Here is a 17571-nt window from a genome sequence, read left to right on the forward strand (position 1 = left end):
GCCGGTGGTCGGAGCGGTGTTCGGCCTTCAGGGGGCGGGCGGTCCTACGGATGGTCGACGGGTCCGCGGCGGCGGGGACGGCGTCGACGTGCGGCGGTGGCTGGTTCCGTCAGCGCGCCGGACAGATGGCGCTGGACATGCGGCCGAGGTCGACGTGCCGCCGACTCACCAAGGCAATTCCAGCTGCATCCATGGCGGAAGCGTGGCACGGGCCGATTGGAGGAGTCCACTACTGTCCATCATGCGGACGAACTCGTCTCGGATCATGGGATGGCGTGATCCGGATCACCCCGGTCCGGCCATCACCGGGGGTCGGGTGGGACCGGGGCGGACCGGGGCGATCCCGGGGGGACTGTCAGGCGCCCGGCCAGGGGCCGGGGGTCGGGGTCTCCTCCTTGGACTCCGTCTCCGTCCTGAAGACCTTGAAGCCGCGCCGCTCGTAGTTGGCCATGGCCGTCGGCCCGTCCTGGCTGCACGTGTGGACCCAGACCCGTCGGGTCCCCTCGCGGCCCGGCCAGCGGTCGGCCAGCGACCAGGCGGCGGCCGCGCCCACCGACAGCAGGTGACCGCCGATGCGCCGGCCGCGGAAGTCCGGCAGCAGCCCGAAGTACATGATCTCCACGACACCGTCGTCCTGGGGGTCGAGCTCGCAGTACCCCGCCGGGGTGCCCCGGTCGTACGCGACCCACGTCTCCACGCCCGGCCGCCCCAACTGCTCCACCCACTGCGCGCGGGTCAGCGCGAGCCGGTCCGTCCAGTGGATGTCCCCGCCCACCGAGGCGTAGAGGAACCGGCTGAACTCGGGGGACGGCACCTCCGCCCGTGAGACGGTGATCTCGGGGCCGGGGACGGCCGCGGCGACCAGTTCCTCGGGCGAGGTCATTTCCAGGGACCAGGTGGTGAGTGTGATGGTGCTCATGGACGTCAGGGAATCACATCGCCCGACCGGCTCCGGGGTGGCCCCCAGGGCCCCGCGGCGTCGAGCCGGGCCCTGATCACCGCAGGCGCCGTGGAGTGCGGCAGCAGGTCCCCGGGGCGCTCCGGGCGGATCAGCTCCACCTCCACGTCCCGCGCGAAACGGTACGGGCGGTGGGTCAGGACCCCCGCGAGCCGGCGCCGCACCCGGGACAGCTCCGCGCGGACGGTGACCGTACGGGTCGGGTCCCCGAACAGTTCGGCGGACAGTTGCGCCGCCGAGCGGCCGCCGGGGGACTCGGCCAGCAGGAACAGCAGCTCCGCGTGGCGCGGGCTCAGCTCCTGCGACCAGCTGCCCGCGGCCCCGTACACGGTCGCCGTCCAGGACCCGGCCCGGCTCAGGTCGAGGACCACCCGGCTCGCGGCCGTCGACGCGGGACCGGACGCGGTGATCCGCAGCAGCCAGCCGCCGGGCAGCGGCTCCGCCACGCATTCGCCGAGCTGCGGCAGCCACACGTGCCCCGGGCCGAGCCCCTTGGGCAGCGGGATCCGGTCGGCGGGCGCCAGTCCCGTCACGGCCGCCGTCCAGCCGTGCGGGTCGACGGCCACCGCCCTGCCGGTCAGGCGGGCCAGCAGCGGGGCCGCCACGGACCGCAGCCGCTCCAGGGACTCCAGGTGGCGGACCCGCAGCTCCCGCTCGGCGAGCCGGGCCACCGCGCCGACCCACGTCAGCGTGGCCGGGTGCATCGTGGCCAACGGCCCGCTGACGTCGACCACGCCCAGCAGCCGCCCGTCGCGGGGGTCGCACACGGGAGCCCCGGCGCAGGTCCAGTCGTGGTGGGTGGAGACGAAGTGTTCCGCAGAGAACACCTGGATCGGCCTGCGGGCCACCAGGGTCGTGCCGACCCCGTTCGTGCCGACCACGGCCTCCGTCCAGTCGGCGCCCACCGCGAAGCCCAGCCGGTCCGCCTTCCGCAGGATCGAGGCGTGCCCCTCCCGCCACAGCAGCCGCCCGTCCGCGTCGGCGACGACCATGATGTGCAGGGACTCGTCCAGGGCGGGCAGCAGGCCCTCGCGGAGCACCGGCAGGACCTCCCGCAGGGGCGAGACCTGGCGTCGCTCCTCGGTCTCGGCGGCCGACAGCAGCCGCGAGCGCGCGTCCCGGTCCGGGTGCACCCCGCAGGCCAGCATCCGGCGCCAGGACTCGGCGATCTCCGGCCGGGGAGCGGCCGGGGGCCGGTCGCCGGCCAGCGCGGCCGCCCGCACCCCCTTGAGCAGACGCGCGGCCTGCCGCGCGTCCATGGCCGAGACGCGTGCCGCGTCGACCGCGCTGCCTGCGGTGTGGGTCACCGGAACCTCCCCGTGCGGAACGGACGTGCGAGGGAAGCCGCCCGGCGGTCCGCGCCGCCGAACTCCCCGTGGCGCGCGCGGCGGGCGATCCCCGACTCGATGGGACGACTGGGGTGCAGCGTTGCAACGGTATGCAACTCTCGCCAAGCCCCGGTCGCCCGACCGAAACTATCGGGACGTCGCCGAGCGGCGTGACAGCTCCTTCCTCGGGGCTTCTCGGATCCGGGGTGGTGCCGAGTCGGCGCGGCGCCATTCCCGGTCTTCCGGCCGACGGGCCCGGATCACGGCAGCGAGCGGTTTGGGGACCACTCCTAGGTCGCGATCCGTGCCCGTGCCACGATCGAACCCAGATCCAGACTGTGCGGCAGCGTGCCGAACGCCGTGCCCCAGTCGCCGCCGAGCCGCGAGGCGCAGAACGCGTCCGCGACCTCCGGCGGGGCCCACCGCACCAGCAGTGACCCCTGCAACACCAGTGCCATGCGCTCCACGACCCGGCGGGCCCGGGCCTCGATGCCCTCCAGGTCCGCGAGGTCGGTCAGCAGGTCCTTGACGGCGGCGTCCAGCCGGTGGTCGGCGCCCCGGGCCAGCCCGACCTCCCGCAGGAAGGCGTTCAGCGCCTGCGGTTCGCGTTGCAGTGCCCGCAGTACGTCCAGGGCCTGGACGTTGCCCGAGCCCTCCCAGATGGAGTTCAGCGGGGATTCGCGCAACAGTCGCGGCAGTCCGGACTCCTCGACGTAGCCGTTGCCCCCCAGACATTCGAGGGCCTCGGCGACCATCGGCGTACACCGCTTGGTCACCCAGTACTTCGCCGCGGGCACCGCGAGCCGCAGGAAGGCCTTCTCCTCGTCGGTGCCGGCGTCGTACGCGGCGGCGAGGCGCAGGGTGAGGACGGTGGCGGCCTCCGACTCCAGGGCCAGGTCGGCCAGCACGTTGCGCATCAACGGCTGCTTGATGAGCGGTGCTCCGAAAGCAGAGCGGTGCTCCGTGTGGTGGAGGGCCTGGGTCAACGCCTGACGCATCAGCGAGGCCGAGCCGATCACGCAGTCCAGCCGGGTCGCCGCGACCATCTCGATGATGGTCCGCACCCCCCGGCCCTCCTCGCCCACCCGGCGGGCCCAGGTGCCGTCGAACTCGACCTCGCTCGACGCGTTCGACCTGTTCCCCAGCTTGTCCTTCAGCCGCTGGATCGCGAAGACGTTGCGGGTCCCGTCCGGCAGCACCCGCGGCACCAGGAAGCAGGTGAGCCCGCCCGGCGCCTGCGCCAGCACCAGGAACCCGTCGCACATGGGAGCGGAACAGAACCATTTGTGCCCGGTCAGCAGGTACTCGCCGGAGGCGTCCAGCGGCACCGCCGCCGTCGTGTTCGCCCGTACGTCGCTGCCCCCCTGCTTCTCCGTCATCCCCATCCCGAAGAGCACGCCGCCCTTCTCCGCGGCCGGCCGCAGGCCCTGCTCGTACACGTGCGAGGTCAGCCGCGGCTCCCACTCGGCGGCCAGCTCCGGATCGGTGCGCAGCGCCGGCACCGCGGCGTGCGTCATCGACACCGGGCAGCCGTGCCCGGCCTCGGCCTGCGACCACAGGAAGAACCCGGCCGCCCGGCGCAGGTGCCCGGCCGGGCGTCCCCACGCGTCGGTCAGCCCGGAGGTCACCGCGTGCCCCAGCAGCCGGTGCCAGGCCGGGTGGAACTCCACCTCGTCGATGCGGTGCCCGTGCCGGTCGTGCGTGCGCAACTTCGGCGGGTTCTCGTTCGCCTGCGCACCCCAGTCCTGGGCCTGTCCCGAGCCCGCGGCCCGTCCGAGCGTGGTGAGCTCCTCCCGTACCTCGTCGCGCAGTTCGGGGGAGGCGTCGGCGAGGTGCCGCTCCACCCCCTCGGTGAGGGCCCGGTCGCCGGTGAACGCCTCGTAGCCCACAAGGGGCGGGGCCTGGTTGTTGACTGTGTGGGTGGTGGCTGCCATGCGGATACCGTAAGGACGTGCAGCCAGCAAAAGAAACACCCCAGCGGATCCCAGGGCGGCTCCACCGGGCCCGCGCCCTCTACCGCAACGTCTCCAAGCGCAAAATGGGCTGGCTGCTGCTCAAGGACACCGTCAACTCGTGCATCGAGTACCGGATCCTGGGTCTCGCGGCCGAGGCGGCGTTCTTCACCCTCCTCTCGCTCCCGCCGCTCTTCCTGGGCCTGCTGGGCCTGCTCGGCTACGTGGACGGCTGGACGGGCGGCACGTTCGTCGCCAGCATCGAGGAGAACATCCTGCGCGCGGTCGGCACGGTGCTCTCCGACCGGGGCGTCAACGACATCGCCAAACCCATGCTGGACGACGTGACCAGCCGCGGCCGACCGGACCTGATCTCCCTCGGTTTCGCCTTCGCCCTGTGGTCCGGTTCCCGGGCGGTCAACGTCTTCATCGACACCATCACCGTCATGTACGGCCTCGACGGTCAGCGCGGCATCGTCAAGACCCGACTGCTGGCCTTCCTGCTGTACGTCATCGCGCTGCTGATCGGTGCGGTCGTGCTGCCGCTGATGGTCGCCGGCCCGGACGCGGTGGTGAGCCTGCTGCCCTGGAGCACGGAGGTGATCGCGGTGCTCTACTGGCCCACGGTCACCCTTCTCTCCATCGCCTTCCTGACCACGCTCTACCACGTGTCCGTGCCCGTGCGCTCGCCATGGATCGAGGACGTGCCGGGCGCCCTGGTGGCCCTGGCGATGTGGGTGCTCGGCTCGTTCCTGCTGCGGATCTACCTCACCAACACCGTGGAGGGGCCGACGATCTACGGTTCGCTGGCCGCGCCGGTCGCGATCCTGCTGTGGATCGGCATCTCGGCCTTCGCCGTGCTCGTCGGGGCCGCCGTCAACGCCGCCATCGACCGGGTCTGGCCGTCGGTGGCCACCGCCGCGGCCCGCGAGGCCAACGAGCGGGTACGGGAGGCGGAGGCGGCCCGGCTCATCGCCCGCGCCGCCGCCTGGCGGGCGCTGGCCGAGGGGGAGTCCGAGGACGACGAGGACGCGGGGATGCCCTCGGAGTTCCCCGAGCGCTGGTCGAGGTTCCTGCCGCCCGAGGACTACCACTCCCGGCTGCGCAAGCACTGAGGAGCCGTCCCGGCGGCGCGGACCCCGGGTTCCCGGCCGCGACCGGCGCCGGGCGCGGACGTAGCCTGGCCCCGTGTACGAGGAGCGACCTTCCCCGCTGGTGCCGGGCGCCGTGCTGTGGCGCTCCGACGGGCCCGGCGCCGTGGTGTTGCCCGACGGTTGCATGGACCTGCTGTGGACCGGCGGGCGGTTGCTGGTGGCCGGCCCGGACACCGGCCCGCACCCCGCCGGCGAGGTTCCGGGCGAGGACCTCGGCGGAACCCTCTGGGGGCTGCGGCTCGCCCCCGGCACGGCGCCCGCGCTCCTCGGCGTACCGGCGCACGAGCTGCGCGACCGGCGGGTGGACCTGGCCGGACTGTGGCCCGGCGCCGAGGTGCGCCGCCTCGCCGAGCGGACGGGCGCGTACCCGGACCCGCGCGACGGCCTGGACGAGCTGGCCCGGGCCCGCGCCGCCGCCGGCGGGCCGCCCGACCCGGTCGCCGTCGCGGTACGGGCCGGAGTGCGCAGCGGCCGGTCGGTGGCCGCCATCGCCCGGGACGTCGGGCTCGGGGAACGACAGCTGCACCGTCGCTCCCTCGACGCGTTCGGGTACGGCCCCCGCACCCTGGGGCGGGTCCTGCGGCTCCAACGGGCGCTGGCCCTGCTCCGCGCCGGGACCCCGCAGGCGGAGGTGGCGTACGCGGCGGGGTACGCCGACCAGGCCCACCTGGGCCGGGAGGTCCGCGCCCTGACCGGGCGCACGCCCGGGGCCCACGCACCGCCCCCGGACCGGGCGCCGGGGGGCTGATCGGGGGATCGGCGCGGGCGGGCGGGTCGGGCCGGGGGAACGGGCGCGGGTCAGGCGCCGGATCAGGCGCCGGGTCGCGGCTGCGCGGCGGGCGCGAACAGGGAGACGCCGGAGCCGTCCGGGTCCAGTACGACGGCGTAGCGCTGCCCCCAGAAGGCGTCCCAGGGCTTCAGGTGCCCGGGGTGTCCCGCCGCGGTCAGTTCGGCGTAGAGGGCGTCCACCTCGTCGGGGGAGTCGCACAGGAAGGCCAGGCCGACCCGGCCCTCGCCGGAGGGCCGGGTCCAGGACGGGTCGAAGGAGCGGATGACCTCCTCGGTGTCCCAGCCGATCCGCGTGCCGCCCGGCAGCACGGTCTCCACGTGCGGTTGGCCGTCCGCCTCGGGCGGGAGGTCCAGGCCCAGGCGGCGGTAGAAGGCGAGCGAGGCGGCCATGTCGGTGACGACGAGGCCGATCATGTCGAGTCGGGGAGTCATGTGCCCAGTGTCGGGCGCGCGCCGATCGCGGGTCTTGAACGAATCGGACACGCACCGAATGGTTCCACCATCGCCCGGCATCAAGAACGCGTAAAGACTGCCGGGAACCGGCAATGAACCCGAGGGCGTTGCTGCGGCAGGCTGGGGCTTGCCGGGGTGCTCGTACCGGCCCGGTGCCGGGGCACGGAAGCGGAAGGGGGCTACCGGTGGAAGAGTTCATCGCCGCCGCGTTCGGGTTCCCCGCCGTGGTGTTCACCTTCGCCCTCGGCGTGGTCGTCGCCTACTGGCTGCTCGTCCTGCTCGGCGCCGCCGAACACGACACCCTCGACACCGACTCCGGATCCGCCGCCCTGGGGACCGCCGGGGTCCCGTTCTCCGTCTCCGTCTCGATGTTCACCGCGTTCGCCTGGTTCACCGCCCTCGCCGGGACCGTGTACCTCGACCGGGCCGGCCTCGGCGGTGGAACCGCCGTCCCCGTCCTGCTCGCCGCGTTGATCGTGGCCAGGGTGGCCACCAGGATCTGCGTGGCACCGCTGCGCGGGTTCTTCCAACCCGACGAACCGCCGCCCTCGCGGCAGGACTTCATCGGCCTCGTCTGCGTCATCCGCACGGGTCGGGTCGACGACCGGTTCGGCCAGGCCGAGGTGGCCGCCGCCGACGGCTCGACCGCGATCGTGCAGGTCCGCCAGACCGGGGACGATCCGCTCTCCCACGGGAGTACCGGCCTGCTCTACGCGTACGACGAACCCGGCGAGTTCTTCTGGGTCGCCCCGTACGACAGCGCGCTCGACCCCCGCGCCTGAACCTCACGGAACCTCCCTTACCGCTCCATCCGAAGGGGCCCCTGCATGGATGCCATCTCCTTGGGCGTCGGCGTGCTCGTCGGCGTCATCCTCCTCGTCGTCTTCGTCCTGTTGTTCGTCCTCAGCCGGCTGTTCCGGAAGGTCGAACAGGGCAAGGCGCTGATCGTGTCGCGGATGCGCAAGGTCGACGTGACCTTCACCGGGCAGGTCGTCCTGCCCGTCCTGCACAAGGCCGAGATCATGGACATCTCGGTGAAGACCATCGAGATCTCCCGAACCGGGCGCGACGGCCTGATCTGCCAGGACAACATCCGCGCGGACATCCGCATCTCGTTCTTCGTACGCGTCAACAAGACCACCGAGGACGTCATCAAGGTCGCCCAGGCGATCGGCACCGCGCGGGCCAGCGACAAGGCCACCCTCCAGGAACTGTTCAACGCGAAGTTCTCCGAGGCGCTCAAGACCGTCGGAAAGCAACTCGACTTCACCGACCTCTACACCAAGCGCGACGAGTTCCGGGACCGGATCATCGCCGTCATCGGCACCGACCTCAACGGCTACAGCCTGGAGGACGCGGCGATCGACTACCTGGAGCAGACCCCGCTCAGCCAGCTCGACGCGTCCAACATCCTCGACGCGCAGGGCATCCGGAAGATCACCGAGCTGACCGCCATCGAGCACGTGCGCACCAACGAGTTCCAGCGCACGGAGGAGAAGGAGATCACCCGGCAGAACGTCGACGCCCGCGAGGCCATCCTCGAACTCGAACGCCGCCAGGCCGACGCCGAGATCAAGCAGCGCCGCGAGATCGAGACCGTGCGAGCCAAGGAGGAGGCGGAGACCGCCAAGGTCGTCGAGGAGGAGCGGCTGCGCGCACAGGGCGCCTTCCTGCGCACCGAGGAACAGCTCGGCGTCCAACGCGAGAACCAGGCCCGCGAGGTGGCCGTCGCGGCGAAGAACCGCGAGCGCGTCATCGCCGTGGAGAGCGAGCGCATCGAGAAGGACCGCCAGTTGGAGGTCATCGCCCGCGAGCGCGAGACCCAGCTGAGCCGGATCGCCGCCGACAAGGAGGTGGAGACCGAGAAGCGCGACATCGCCGAAGTCGTGCGCGAGCGCGTCGCGGTCGACCGCACGGTCGCCGAGCAGGAGGAGTCGATCAAGCGGCTCCGCATGGTCGAGGAGGCCGAGCGGACCCGGCAGGCCGTGGTCATCGCCGCCGAGGCGGAGGCCCAGGAGCGCCTGGTCAAGGACATCAAGGCGGCCGAGGCGGCCGAAGCCGCGGCCGTCCACCACGCCGCCGAACAGGTGACGTTGGCCGAGGCCCGGGTCAAGACGGCCGACCTCGACGCGCGGGCCAAACTGCGGCTCGCGGAGGGCGTGCAGGCCGAGGCCGCCGCGCCCGGGCTGGCCGCCGTACAGGTCCGCGAGAAGGAGGCTGACGCGATCGAGAAGTCGGGTCTCGCGGAGGCGCACGCCACCGAGGCGCGGCTGCGGGCGCAGGCCGAGGGCACCAGGGCGCAGGCCCTGGCGGACGCCGAGGCCATCGGCGGGAAGCTGAAGGCGGAGGCCGCCGGCCTCACCGAGAAGGCCGCGGCGATGGCCGCTTTGGACGACGCCTCGCGGGGCCACGAGGAGTACCGGCTCCGCCTGCAGGCGGAGAAGGAGGTCCGGCTCGCCGGCCTGGACGTGCAGCGGCAGGTCGCCGAGGCCCAGGCCACGGTGGTCGCGGCCGGGTTGGAGAACGCCGACATCAACATCGTCGGCGGGGACTCGGTCTTCTTCGACCGGCTCGTCTCCTCGATCTCGATGGGAAAGGGCGTGGACGCCTTCGTCGAGAACTCGGCCACCGCGCGGACCCTCGCGAAGCCGTGGCTGGACGGCTCGTCCGACTTCACCGCCGACCTGACCCGGATGCTCGGCAGCGTCGGTACGGCCGACGTGCGGGACCTGACGGTGTCCGCGCTGCTGATGAAACTGATGCGGGGCGGCGGCGCGAGCGCCGGACCACTGGCCGAACTGCTGTCCCAGGCGGAGCGGTTGGGCCTCTCGGACCTGCCGCTCACGGCCCTCGCGGGCGCCGCCGCCGGCGTCCCCGCCGCCCGGGCGAACGGCTCGGCCGCCGCCGGCCGGCAGGCGTAGGCACAACCCCGGCGGCCCCGGCCGCCGGTGACACACACGGGGCCGCCGGCCGGTCGTGGCCGGCGGCCCCGGCCCCTCTCCCCTCGCGTCAGGAGTGAAGACGACCCATGGGTACGGACATCGACGCCGGAACGTACGAGGTCCTGCGCGACCGCCTCGGCGCGCGGGCCGCCGAGCTGGCCCGACGGGCCGAGGCACTCAACGCGCGGCGCGTCGAGGTGTTCGGCTCCACCGGGCTGACCCTCACCGGCACCGCCCCCGTGCACACCCCCGAACCCTGCGTGGCCCGCGACCTCGTCGCCGTCGGCGAGTGGCTGCTGCTCGGCCACGGCGTGCCCGTCGGGCACACCGGGGACGTCCGCCCCGGCGAGGTGTTCGGGCTGTACGACCGGGACCTGAACCCGGCGCCCGAGGACGCCGTCCCCGGCCTGCTCGACGACCCCGGTTTCCTGCGCGAGTTCGCCGCCCTCTTCCGCTACTACCGGCAGGCCCGGCTGCTGCGGCTGCGCCACGTCGAGGGCGGGTTGCTGGCCGTCTTCCGGACCGGCGAGACGGCCGCCGACATCCGGGTGCTGCGCTGGCGGCTCGCCGGCGGCGGCGTCCGCTTCCTCGACGCGCGCGGCGAACGGGACCACGTACGGCCCGCCCCGCACGACGTCGAGTGGACGGCCGCCACCCGCGAGGACCAGATCCTCGGCCGCCACCCGCACCTGTCCGTCGGCGGGGACCTGTACGTCTCCACGGTCGGCGGCCGGCTCACCGTCAAGACCGAGAACGACACCGAGACCGGCGAGGGCGTCTTCACCGAACCGGTCGCCGAGCCGCTCCAGGCCCTCGCCGACGCCGAGGTCGCGCACGCCCGGGTGGGGCCGCTGATCCTGCTGCGCGTGCGCCCCTACAAGGAGGACACCCGCCGCCACCTCGTCTTCAACACCGTCACACGGGAAGTCGTACGCCTCGACGGCATCGGCCGGGGCTGCCGACGACTGCCCGAGGACCAGGGCATCGTCTTCCCCGGCGGATACTGCCTGGCCGGCGGGGCCCACAAGACCTTCGACGTGGACACCGACGGTCTGACGTACGAGCGGACCGTGCGCTCGCCCAACGGCGAGGACGTGCTCCACGTCTTCGCCGGGGACGAGGGCCGGACCCTGCTGATGCCGTACAACGTCATCCGCAAGGCCGCCGCGACCCCCATCCCCTGCCACGGCCACGCCCTCTTCGAGGACGGCACCCTCACGGTGCTGCGCGGTCCCGCCGACCGGGACGCGGGCGGCGCCACACGCGTCCACCCCGTCCAGGTGTGGCAGTCCCCGTACGTCTCCGACACCCACGCCGCCGCCCGCCCCGCCGGCACCGGACCGCTCGCCCGGATCGGCAACGCCGACCTGGTGCGCGCCATCGCGGACTGCCTCGAACTCGCCGGCGCCGTACGCGACGTCGGCGAGCCGACCGCCGAACTGTACGAGTCCCTCACCGCGGCCTCCGTCCGCGCCGCCGACCAGTACCACTGGCTCGGCGACTCCGAAGTCGGCGACCTGGCGGCCCCGTTGGGCGAGCTGCGGGACACCGCCGAACAGGTCCTCGTCGAGTTCGAGACCGTACGGAACCTGACCCGACAGGGCACCGAGGCCCTGGAGGAGGCCGCCGCCTCCCTGGCGGGCCTGGTCCGCCGGGTCCGCGGCTCCGCCCCGCGCACCGCGGGCGCCTGGGTGGAACAACTCACCGCGCTGCGCCGCGCCCAGGGCCGGCTGGTCTCGCTGACCGGGATGCGGTACGTCGACACCGGACGGATCGAGTCGCTGGCCGCCGAGGTGTCCGCCGACATCGACGCGGCCGGTCGCCGGGCGGTGGAGTTCCTGCGCGGCGAGGACGCGTTCACCGACTACCGGGCCGCGATCGACGCCCTGGCGGCGGAAGCGGCGACGATCACCGTCGCAGCCGAGGCCGAACCCCTCGCACGCCGGCTCGCCGAACACTCCGAGGGGCTCGGGACGGTCACCGACGTCGTCGCCGCCCTCGACATCGGCGACGCCACCGTGCGCACCTCCATCCTGGAACGGATCGCGGACGTGCTGGGCGGCGCCAACCGGGCCCGCGCCGTCCTCGACGCGCGCCGCCGGGAGTTGGTCGGCGCGGAGGGGCGGGCCGAGTTCGCCGCCGAGTTCGCCCTGCTCGGCCAGGCCGTCACCGGCGCCCTCGCCGCCGCCGACACCCCGCCGGCGTGCGACGAACAACTGGCGCGGCTGTTGCTGCGCGTCGAGGACCTCGAAGCCCGGTTCAGCGAGTCCGAGGAGTTCCTCGGCCGCCTCGAAGCCCGCCGCACCGAGGTCCACGACGCTTTCTCGGCCCGCAAGCAGACCCTCCAGGACACCCGAGCCCGGCACGCCGAACGTCTCGCCGCCTCCGCGGGCCGCGTTCTCGACACCATCACCCGGCGGATCGCCGCGCTGGAGGACATCGACGCCGTCCACACCTACTTCGCCTCGGACCCGATGGTGGCCAAGGTCCGGCGCACCGCCGAGGAACTGCGCGCCCTTGACGACCGGGTCCGGGCCGAGGAACTCGACGGACGGCTGGGGGCCGCCCGCGAGGCGGCCGGCCGGTCCCTGCGTGACCGCACCGACCTCTACACCGAGGGCGGCTCCGTCATCCGGCTCGGGCAACACGCCTTCGCCGTCAACGCCCAGCCGCCCGAACTCGCCCTGGTGCCGCACGGGGACGGGATCGGCTTCGCCATCGCCGGCACCGACTACCGTTCCCCGGTCACCGACCCGGACTTCGCCGCGACCCGGCCCTTCTGGGAGCAGACGCTGCCCTCGGAGAACCCGGCCGTCTACCGCGCCGAGTACCTGGCCGTCCGGCTGTTGCGCGCGCACGGACCGGCCGCCCTCGCGGACGCGGACCTGCCCGCCCTCGTACGGGAGGCCGCCGACACCGCGTACGACGAGGGGCACCAGCGCGGGGTCCACGACCACGACGCCACGCTGATCCTGGCGGCCCTGCTGCGGCTGCACACCTCGGCGGGGCTGCTGCGCCACCCGGCCGCGGACCGGGCCGCGGCGCAACTGTTCTGGGCGTACGGAGCCACCGAGGAGGCCCGGGCGACCTGGACCCGGCGGGCCCGGTCGATGGCGCGGGCCCGGGAGACCTTCGGCCCGACCCCGGCCATCGACGACTTCCGGGCGGAACTGACCGCCTCGATGGGGGAGTTCGGCGGACACGGGGGTGTCGCCGAATACCTCTTCGAGGAGCTGGCGGGCGGGGCGGGCTTCGTGGTCGCCCCGCCCGTACGGGCCCTGCTGGCCAAGTTCGCCGCGCTGGACGGGATCGCCGCCTACCGGGCCGATCTGGCCGCGCTCGGCGACGACCTGCCCGCCCGCCGCCAACTGGCCGAGAGCTGGCTGTCCGGGTTCGCCGCCTCGCGCGGGGAGACGCCCACACGCGGGGAGTTGGCGGAGGCCGTCGCCGTGGAACTGTGCGGCGCACTGCCGCACCGCGACCCCGGTGAGGGGTGCGCCACCACCGAGACGGTCACCGGGCTGCTCGGCTCCCACCCGCGGGTGGGCGAGGGCGGACGCATCCTGCTCGACCTTCCGGAACTCCTTTCCAGGGTCGGCGAGTTCGAGAAATCGGTGGTGCCGTCCTTCCGTGCCTACCAGCAGCGGCGCACCGAACTCGTCGCCGCCGAACGGCAGCGGCTGCGGCTGGACGAGCACCGCCCCCGGGTGCTGTCCGGCTTCGTCCGCGGGCGTCTGGTCGACGAGGTGTACCTGCCGCTGATCGGGGACAACCTCGCCCGACAGATCGGCACCGTCGGCGCCGCCAAGCGCACCGACCACAGCGGCCTGCTGCTGCTCGTGTCGCCCCCCGGCTACGGCAAGACCACGCTGGTGGAGTACGTCGCGGACCGGCTCGGCATGGTGCTGGTGAAGGTCAGCGGGCCGGCGCTGGGGCACGCGGTGACCTCGCTCGACCCCGCGCAGGCGCCCGACGCGAGTGCCCGCCGAGAGGTGGAGAAGATCAATTTCGCGCTGGCCTCGGGCAACAACACCCTGCTCCACCTCGACGACATCCAGCACACCTCGCCCGAACTGCTCCAGAAGTTCATCTCGCTCTGTGACGACACCCGCCGCGTCGAGGGGGTCCACGACGGGGTGGCGCGCACCTACGACCTGCGGGGCAAGCGGTTCGCGGTGTGCATGGCCGGCAACCCGTACACGGAGAGCGGGGAGCGGTTCAAGATCCCCGACATGCTCGCCAACCGCGCCGACGTCCGGAACCTGGGCGACGTACTGACCGGCAAGGAGGACGCCTTCGCCCTCAGCTTCGTCGAGAACGCCCTCACCTCGCACCCCGTCCTCGCACCCCTGGCCGCGCGGGGCCGGGCCGACCTCGACCTGTTCGTCCGGCTCGCCTCGGGGGACGCGGCGGCGCACGCCGACCGCCTGGTCCACCCGTACGCCCCGGCGGAACGCGAGCGGATCGTGGCGGTACTGCGGCACCTGCTGGCCGCGCGGGACGTGGTCGTCACCGTCAACGCGGCCTACATCGCCTCGGCCGCCCGCACGGACGCCACCCGCACGGAACCCCCCTTCCGGCTCCAGGGCTCGTACCGCGACATGAACAAGATCGCGACGAGGATCGATCCGGTGATGAACGCGGCCGAACTGTCCGCGCTGATCGACGACCACTACCGTGCGCAGGCGCAGACCCTGACCACGGGAGCCGAGGCCAACCTGCTCAAACTCGCCGAGCTGCGGGGCCTGCTGACGGGCGATCAGGCAGAACGCTGGGTCGCGCTCAAGGCCTCGTACGTGCGCGAGCAGGCGCTCGGCGGCCCCGAGAGCGACCCGGTCACCCGGGCGGTCGCCGCCCTCGGCCTGCTGGCCGACCGCCTCACCGCGGTGGAGACGGCGATCCGGGGGAGGGCCGGGACGGCCGGGAACTGAACCGGCCGGAAAAAGAGTTGGCGCGGCCCCGAGGGGGCTTGTTACGGTGAGGCCGTTCCGCCGATCGGCGCGGAGCATCGGCTCGTGAAGGACCCGGAGGTGAGCTCGTTGATGACTGTCGTCGCGCAGGGCGCTGCCCGCACTCAGAAGATCATCAATGTCACCCCCGTGGTCTCCGGCTGACCTCACACCTTCTTCGCGCGCCGCCGAGCGCGCGCCGCCGGGGCCACCCTGTGAAGGGTTCCCCTTGTCTTTCTCCTCTTTCTCGCAGGCTCCGCTCGCGCACGCCCTCACCCCCTTCGGTTGGGACGAGGCGTGGGCGTCCGAGTTCGCCCCGTACCTCGCGCAGGGCCTCGTGCCCGGCCGGGTCGTACGGGTCGACCGGGGCCAGTGCGACGTCATGACCGCGGACGGGATCGTCCGCGCCGACACCGCCTTCGTCACCCCGCACGACCCGCTGCGGGTCATCTGCACCGGCGACTGGGCCGCCGTCGAGGCGGCCGGCAACCCGCGGTACGTCAAGGCCTACCTGCCGCGCCGGACCGCCTTCGTGCGGTCCACCTCCTCGCAGCGCTCCGAAGGACAGATCCTCGCCGCCAACGTGGACCACGCCGTCATCGCGGTCTCGCTCGCCGCCGAACTCGACCTCGGGCGCATCGAACGCTTCCTGGCCCTGGCCTGGGAGTCGGGGGCGCAGCCGCTGGTCGTCCTGACCAAGGCGGACCTGGTCCCGGACCCGACCGCGCTGTCCTACCTGGTGGAGGACGTCGAGACCGCCGCGCCGGGCGTACAGGTGCTGACCGTCTCCTCCGTGACGGGCGAGGGCACGGACGTCCTCGCCGCGGTCGTCGCGGACGGTACGAGCGTGCTCCTCGGCACCTCCGGAGCCGGCAAGTCCACGCTCGCCAACACCCTGCTCGGCGTCGACGTCATGGAGGTGCAGGCAGCCCGCGAGGTCGACGGCAAGGGCCGCCACACGACGACCACCCGCAACCTCCTCGCCCTCCCGGGCGGCGGCGTCCTGATCGACACCCCCGGTCTGCGCGGCGTGGGACTGTGGGACGCCGAGGTGGGCGTCGGGCAGGTCTTCTCCGAGATCGAGGAGTACGCGCGCGAGTGCCGCTTCCACGACTGCGGGCACGAGGCCGAGCCCGGGTGCGCGGTGCTGGCGGCGCTGGAGTCGGGAGAGCTGCCCGAACGACGGCTCGACAGCTACCGCAAGCTGCTGCGGGAGAACCAGCGGATCGTCGCCAAGACGGACGCGCGCCTGCGGTCCGAGATCCGCCGGGACTGGCGAATGAAGTCGGCGGAGGGCCGGGCCAACCACGCGGCCAAGCGGGGCGGACGGGTCTGACCCGTCCGGCGGACGACCTCCGGCCCGAAGTGGGCCCCCGCCGAGCGGGGGCCCACTTCGGGGACCGTCCCGCGGCTCCCGATCCCGTCGGACCCCGGACCGTGCCTACGACGCGAGGACCGCGCCCAGCCAGGCCGCCACCACCAGCAGGCACGCGAACAGCTCCACCAGCACGCTCGTACCCACCGCCCGCATCACCGCCCGGACCGAGGTCCAGGCCTCCCCGCGGGTGCCCAGCCGCAGGCGCTCGCACAGGTAGATCCCGCCCACGAACCCGGGGACCGCGCCCACCACGGGCAGCAGCACGAAACCCAGCAGCGCGCCCGAGCCCGCGAACACCGCCATCCGGGGGGTGACCCCCACGCCCCGCAGCCGCCGGGGCGGCAACTGCCACTTCACCACCTGCACCACCAACAGCAGGCCGGTCGTGGCGACGAGCAGGGCCCAGGCGAGCGAGGACCTCATGTGCAGCGCCCACCACAGCACCCCCGCCCAGACCAGCCAGGTTCCCGGGACGCCGGGGACCAACACCCCGAGCACCCCGAGCAGCAGCACCAGCCCCACCAGGAGCAGCTGAGGCAGATCCATCTGCCCAGCCTGACCGACCAGGGGCTATCGAGCCACCCAGCCCCGCTCGTACGCGTGCCAACCCAGCTGGAGCCGCGTGGTGACCCCGGACATCTCCATCAGACCCTTGACCCGCCGCTGTACCGTCCGCAGCCCCAGCTCCAGATGCTTGGCCACGCTCGCGTCCGTCATGCCGGCCAGCAGCAGGGAAAGGATCTCCAGGTCGATGGTGTCGGGGCCGCCCCCCGACTCCTCCGGGGAACCGGTGGAACCCAGCCGCAGCGGCAGCGCCTCCCGCCACACCGCCTCGAAGAGGCCCATCAGGGACTCCAGCAGGCCCGACGCGTGCACCACCAGCGCCGCCGGTTCCGCGCCCCGCGCCGTCAACGGCACCATCGCCAGAGTACGGTCCGCGATCACGAGCTTCGTCGGGACCTGCCCCGTCACCCGGATCCGTTCGCCGCGCGCCAGGGCCGTCGACGCCTCCCGGATGCCGCTCGGCAGGGTCAGCACCTCCCGCTCGATGACCACCCGGTACTCCACGCCGCGCACGGAGGCCCGCTCCTCCGCCTCGTTGTCCATCCCCGTCATCACCTGGGGCCGCCCGCTCACCAGCGCGCACACCTCCTCCGCCGCGCCCAGCTGGAGCTGTACGAAGCGGTGCGCGACCGCGCTCGCCCCCGTCACCACCTCCACCAGGTCGTGGACCGCCGGCTCGGCGGCCTCCACCCGGTACTCCTGCGCCAGCAGCGCCGCCGCCAACTCCGCCTGCTCCAGCTCGTGCCGCTGCTGCGTGAGCAGCGCCCCCAGCGCCACCCCCGGAGGGGCCGCCACCCAGCGGCCGGGCCGGGCCGAGGACTGGGCCGCCAGGCCGTGCCGCTCCAGGTGCCGCAAGGCCCGCTCGGTCTGCGGCACGGGCAGCGTCAGCCGGTGGGCCAGGTCGGGCACCTCCGCGGCCCCCAACGCCACCAGCGCGCGGTACGCCGACTCCTGTCCCTCGTCCAGGCCTATCGCACCCAGCAACACGTCCACCCCTTCTCTCGGCACCGTTCCTGGCGGGAAGCGGCCACGGCGCAAACCCGCCGCCGACATCATCGCCGTACCACCCGGCTCTCTGTAAAGGTGACGCCACCGCACCACCAC

13 protein-coding genes are annotated in these 17571 nt (G+C 73.4%); 6 read left to right on the plus strand and 7 right to left on the minus strand.

Translation table 11 applies throughout. The features are described 5' to 3' along the window. Positions 1-109: 109 nt before the first annotated feature. The 4 genes from OHA84_RS27540 to OHA84_RS27555 form a co-directional block, all read right to left on the minus strand. Positions 110-193, minus strand: coding sequence for a putative leader peptide (locus OHA84_RS27540; RefSeq protein WP_323178918.1), 84 nt, complete (start codon positions 191-193; stop codon positions 110-112). Positions 194-355: 162 nt separating this feature from the next. After that, on the minus strand, positions 356-919 hold the full coding sequence (locus OHA84_RS27545) for a GNAT family N-acetyltransferase (protein ID WP_053684823.1): 564 nt from the start codon (positions 917-919) through the stop codon (positions 356-358). A gap of 5 nt (positions 920-924) precedes the next feature. After that, a complete protein-coding gene (locus OHA84_RS27550) occupies positions 925-2217 on the minus strand; it encodes a GAF domain-containing protein (RefSeq protein ID WP_053684872.1) in 1293 nt (430 codons plus the stop codon). A 359-nt stretch (positions 2218-2576) separates the two neighbouring features. Beyond that, the gene (locus OHA84_RS27555) at positions 2577-4220 is read right to left on the minus strand and encodes an acyl-CoA dehydrogenase family protein (protein WP_266969328.1); all 1644 of its coding nucleotides are present in this window, start codon (positions 4218-4220) and stop codon (positions 2577-2579) included. A 17-nt stretch (positions 4221-4237) separates the two neighbouring features. Between OHA84_RS27555 and OHA84_RS27560 the strand changes: the two genes are divergently transcribed. Both OHA84_RS27560 and OHA84_RS27565 read left to right on the plus strand, forming a co-directional pair. Then, a complete protein-coding gene (locus OHA84_RS27560; protein WP_078999771.1) occupies positions 4238-5353 on the plus strand; it encodes a YihY/virulence factor BrkB family protein in 1116 nt (371 codons plus the stop codon). 73 nt (positions 5354-5426) lie between these two features. Beyond that, positions 5427-6140: a helix-turn-helix domain-containing protein gene (locus tag OHA84_RS27565; RefSeq protein WP_266950421.1), complete on the plus strand. Its 714-nt coding sequence runs from the start codon at positions 5427-5429 to the stop codon at positions 6138-6140. Between the two features lie 62 nt (positions 6141-6202). Here OHA84_RS27565 and OHA84_RS27570 read toward each other — a convergent pair whose 3' ends face one another. Further along, positions 6203-6613, minus strand: coding sequence for a VOC family protein (locus tag OHA84_RS27570; protein WP_053684875.1), 411 nt, complete (start codon positions 6611-6613; stop codon positions 6203-6205). Between the two features lie 206 nt (positions 6614-6819). On the opposite strand from OHA84_RS27570, the gene OHA84_RS27575 reads away from it, so the two are divergent. The 4 genes from OHA84_RS27575 (at position 6820) to rsgA (ending at position 15861) form a co-directional block, all read left to right on the plus strand. After that, entirely contained in the window at positions 6820-7416 is a 597-nt protein-coding gene (locus OHA84_RS27575) for a hypothetical protein (protein WP_266969326.1), read from the plus strand. Positions 7417-7461: 45 nt separating this feature from the next. Next, positions 7462-9555: a hypothetical protein gene (locus tag OHA84_RS27580; protein ID WP_053684833.1), complete on the plus strand. Its 2094-nt coding sequence runs from the start codon at positions 7462-7464 to the stop codon at positions 9553-9555. Positions 9556-9662: 107 nt separating this feature from the next. Continuing rightward, positions 9663-14507: a DNA repair ATPase gene (locus tag OHA84_RS27585; RefSeq protein ID WP_266969323.1), complete on the plus strand. Its 4845-nt coding sequence runs from the start codon at positions 9663-9665 to the stop codon at positions 14505-14507. Positions 14508-14754: 247 nt separating this feature from the next. Further along, positions 14755-15861 (plus strand): ribosome small subunit-dependent GTPase A, encoded by a 1107-nt coding sequence (gene rsgA / locus OHA84_RS27590; protein WP_266969321.1) that lies wholly within the window; start codon positions 14755-14757, stop codon positions 15859-15861. Positions 15862-15966: 105 nt separating this feature from the next. On the opposite strand, the gene OHA84_RS27595 is transcribed toward rsgA, so the two are convergent. Together OHA84_RS27595 and OHA84_RS27600 are read right to left on the minus strand one after the other, a co-directional pair. Then, positions 15967-16449, minus strand: coding sequence for a DUF456 domain-containing protein (locus OHA84_RS27595; protein WP_266969319.1), 483 nt, complete (start codon positions 16447-16449; stop codon positions 15967-15969). Between the two features lie 24 nt (positions 16450-16473). Further along, entirely contained in the window at positions 16474-17451 is a 978-nt protein-coding gene (locus OHA84_RS27600) for a helix-turn-helix domain-containing protein (RefSeq protein WP_053684877.1), read from the minus strand. Positions 17452-17571: the final 120 nt, after the last annotated feature.

The organism is Streptomyces sp. NBC_00513 (genome assembly GCF_041431415.1).
Lineage (GTDB): Bacteria > Actinomycetota > Actinomycetes > Streptomycetales > Streptomycetaceae > Streptomyces.